4 protein-coding genes are annotated in these 3,634 nt (G+C 72.3%); 1 reads left to right on the top strand and 3 read right to left on the bottom strand.

What is annotated here, in order from left to right; all coding sequences use genetic code 11:
- Positions 1-1,121: AAA family ATPase (locus AC13HU_RS34075; RefSeq protein WP_483045861.1), on the bottom strand; the 1,121-nt coding region annotated here is incomplete at its 3' end.
- Positions 1,122-1,404: 283 nt separating this feature from the next.
- Between AC13HU_RS34075 and AC13HU_RS34070 the strand changes: the two genes are divergently transcribed.
- Positions 1,405-1,977, top strand: a complete 573-nt coding sequence (locus AC13HU_RS34070; protein ID WP_483045860.1) for a DUF1697 domain-containing protein — start codon at positions 1,405-1,407, stop codon at positions 1,975-1,977.
- 85 nt (positions 1,978-2,062) lie between these two features.
- Here AC13HU_RS34070 and AC13HU_RS34065 read toward each other — a convergent pair whose 3' ends face one another.
- Positions 2,063-2,863, bottom strand: a complete 801-nt coding sequence (locus AC13HU_RS34065) for an N-acetylmannosamine-6-phosphate 2-epimerase (protein WP_483045859.1) — start codon at positions 2,861-2,863, stop codon at positions 2,063-2,065.
- On the bottom strand, positions 2,860-3,634 hold a 775-nt coding region (locus tag AC13HU_RS34060; protein WP_483045858.1), incomplete at its 5' end, for an ROK family protein. The genes AC13HU_RS34060 and AC13HU_RS34065, both read right to left, overlap by 4 nt.

Below are 3,634 nucleotides of genomic sequence, written 5' to 3'. Positions count from 1 at the left end.
GTACACAACAGGCGGATGTGGCCCCGGGCGGAAGCGATCCCCGCCAGCCGGAGCAGTTCCCGGGCCTGTCGCCGGTCGACACCGACGTCGAGCCCGTCGGCCACCACGGTCAGCACCTGGCCGGCCGGAAGATGCTCGGTACTGGTGTCGACATCGAGTACACCAGGTCCGGTCAGCAGCACCAACGCCATGGCAAGGAAACGCAGTTCACCGTCGCCGAGCCGGTCGACCGGGACCATTCCGAGCACGCCGCGGTCAACTGCGGCGATCACCGCCTCGACCAGCGGCTCCCTGCTGTCGCCGGCGATCAGCGCGGGCAGCACGGTCAAGCCGCGTACCGGCCCGCTGCACACGTCGCGTACGGCTCCGACCAGCATCCCGTGCCGGACGCTGCACTCGTGCTCGGTCCTGGCCAGCACCGCGGACAGGTTGTCGCACGAACCGCGCAGTTGCCCGTCGCCTACCCGGACGGGGCCGCGCATCAACTCCGGGCGCGGCGCGATCGGGAAGACCCCGCGCAGCGCGACCACGAGTTGCTCGGCCGCGGCCAGCACCAGCCGCTGTCCCTCGGTACGGCCGGAGACGCGCAGCGGCAGCAGCGACGTGGCGAGCCGGTCGTCGGGAAGGGGTGCACGGGTGACCGCGACGGCGCCGGCGGTGTGCCAGGCCGCCTGTACCGTCGACCGGTTCGGGTCGCGAAGCGCGGTGGTAAGAAGGGTCTCGCTCGATCCGGTCAGCCGTTCGCCGACGATCCGCAGGGTGGGTTCGACCTGGACGGCCAGGTCGAGGCGGACCGGTCCGAGTGGCCCGCTGGTGGTGCAGCCGATCCGGAAGCCGCGCCGCCCCTGCGCGTCGGGCCTCGCGCTCTGCGGTACACAGGCCGCGGCTCCCCCGCGCACGAACGACCTGCCGGTGCGGGACACCGCGAACACCTCTTGCAGATCGGCTCCGGATGCGAGTCGGCCGAGTACGGCCAGACCTTCGAGGACGCTCGACTTACCCGTGCCGCTCGCTCCGGCGAGGAGCGTGATCGGTTCTAGCGGGAAAGTGGCGCCGCGATGTGATTTGAAGGCCGACAGCCGGAGTTCGGTGACGATCGGGCGTTGCGGGCTGCTGCTCATGGGCGCGAAGGTAACGACCGCTGAACGTGCCGAACCGTTCCAGCATACTTTTCGTCCTTCGAAAGAGGGACATCCGGCATGATCCGCATGGATTCAGGAAAAACAGACCTACAGCGGATCGGATCGCAGCGGTGCCCGAATCACCGCCGGCCCGGGCCGCACCCCCACACGCGCATCACCCCTCTATACGCACCCGCGCGACCGCCCGCCGCGGCCCACCACCACTACCTTTGCGGAGGTGACGAAACCCAGCACGCCACATTCACCGAAAACCGCGGGCCCCGTGGCCACCGCAGACATCGCGGACCCGCCCGCCACCAGCTATGTCGCACTTCTGCGCGGCATCAATGTCGGGGGCCACTCACGAGTCCCCATGGAGACACTGCGCGGCCTGCTCACCGACATGGGCGGCACCGCGGTGCGCACCTATCTGCAAAGCGGCAACGCCGTCTTCACACACGGAAAGGAGGAGGAACCACAGCGCCTGGCAGCGGAGTTGGAGCAACGCATCGCTGACGAGCTGGGGCTGACCATCGCGTGCCTGGTCCGGACGGGGACGGACCTGCGGCGCGTGGTCGAGGCCAACCCGTTCGCGATGGAGGGTGTGAACGGCTCGCGGTTCGTGGTCGTCTTCTTGTCCGGGCCCCCGCCCCAGGACAAGTTGGCAACCCTGGACCCGGCCGTCTACACCCCCGACGAGTTCCGGGCCGGTGAGCGGGAGATCTACGCCCACTTCCCGGACTCGATCCGCAACTCCAAACTGGCCGCCCGCTTCTCCGACCGTTGGCTGGGTCTGACCGCGACCTCACGCAACTGGAACACCGTCGTCAAACTCCTGGAGTTGAGCGGTGCGTGAGCGGGCACCCCGGCTGGACCCGGCGTGCCCGCGGCACCTCTCGGCGCAGACCGGTGCAGACCGGCGGAGCCGACTGCGCACCGGACTATCGGCCGGGCTGCCCCATCCCCTCGGCGAACCACCGGGTAAGGCTGGTCGGGTGAGTGATGGCCGTGCCCACGACGACCGCGAAAGCGCCTGCATCCAGGGCGGCTTGGGCCTGGGCGGGAGTGTGGATACGCCCCTCGGCCAGAACCGGGACGGACAGTACCGCACTGAGCCTGGCGACGAGGTCGAGGTCGGGACCCTCCGGATGGGGAGCTCCGCCAACGTGGCCGGACAGGGTGGTGCCGACCACATCGGCACCGAGGGCGGCCGCCTCGATGCCCTCCTCGTAGCAGGAGACGTCGGCCATGAGGAGTCGGCCGGCCTGGTGGACGGCGGTGACGGTCTGCTCCAGCGTCTCGCCGCCGGGGCGCGGCCGGAACGTCGCGTCGACTGCCACGATGTCCGCCCCGGTCGCCGCGACTTCGCGGGCGTGCCGCGCGGTCGGGGTGATGTAGACGCCCGAAGTGCCGTCCTTCCAGAGGCCGATGAGCGGGACGTCGGTCGCCGCGCGGATGGCGCGCAGGTCGTCGAGCCCCTGGGCGCGGAGACCGGCCGCGCCACCCTCCAGTACGGCGAGCGACATCTGACGCATGATCAGCGGATCACGCAGCGGCTCCCCGGGGTACGCCTGGCAGGAGACGATCAGCCGTCCGCGCAGCCGTTCCAGGATTCCGTCACGGGCCGGACTCGCACCGCCACCACCAGTCGCTCCTGCCCCGCCGGCGTTCCCGGTGCCGCCGGCGCTCCCGGCCCCGCCGGTCCCTCCGGCCCCCGGTACGGGACGGTCGGCGCCGCTCATGCCAGCACCTCCCGCCCGAGGAACGCTGCGCCGTACAGCGCTGCGTCGTCGCCGAGCGCACCTGCCCGCACCGGGGTGTCGGCCACCGCGGGGACCAGGTGGTCGGTCACGGTCGTCCGGAGCGTGTCCCACCAGACGGGGCCGGAGCGGCTGACGCCGCCGCCGAGGATGACAAGGTCGGGGGCGAGGACGTTGATCAGGCCGCCGATGGCCTCACCGAGCGCGGTGGCGCCCGTGCGCAGGACGGTACGGGCGGCCGGATCTCCTTCCTCCGCCAGGGAGTTGATCTGGCGAAGGGTCGTGTCCGGCGCGTCGGCGAGCTGCCGGTAGGCGGCCGTCATCGCGGGTCCGGAGGCGGCGGCCTCCGCGTGGCTGTGGCCGCCGCACGGGCAGGGCAACCCGGCCGCGGCGGGGACGGGAAGGTGGCCGGCCTCGCCGGCCGCGCCGCCGGCGCCGTGGTGGACGCGGCCGTCGACGAGGAGGCAACCGCCCACCCCGGTACCGACGGTGAGCAGCAGGACGCAGGCGTGACCGGCGGCGAGGCCGAGCCAGTGTTCGCCGAGCGCGTGGGCGTTGACGTCGTTGTCCACCGCGACGGGGACCTGGAGCCGGGCGGCGAGCAGCCCGCGCAGGTCGGTGCCGCCCCAGCCGGGCAGCGCGGAGGTGGCCGAGCGGACCCGGCCGGTGTGCGGGTCGATGACGCCCGCGCTGCCGACGCCGACGGCCGCCACGGGCCGGGGTGCCAGGACGGGGAGCGCGGGCCGGCGGGGC

This window comes from Streptomyces sp. NH27 (assembly GCF_056859195.1).
The sequence above is the reverse complement of the archived record's forward strand: the minus strand, read 5'-3'. Positions and strand labels throughout refer to the sequence as shown.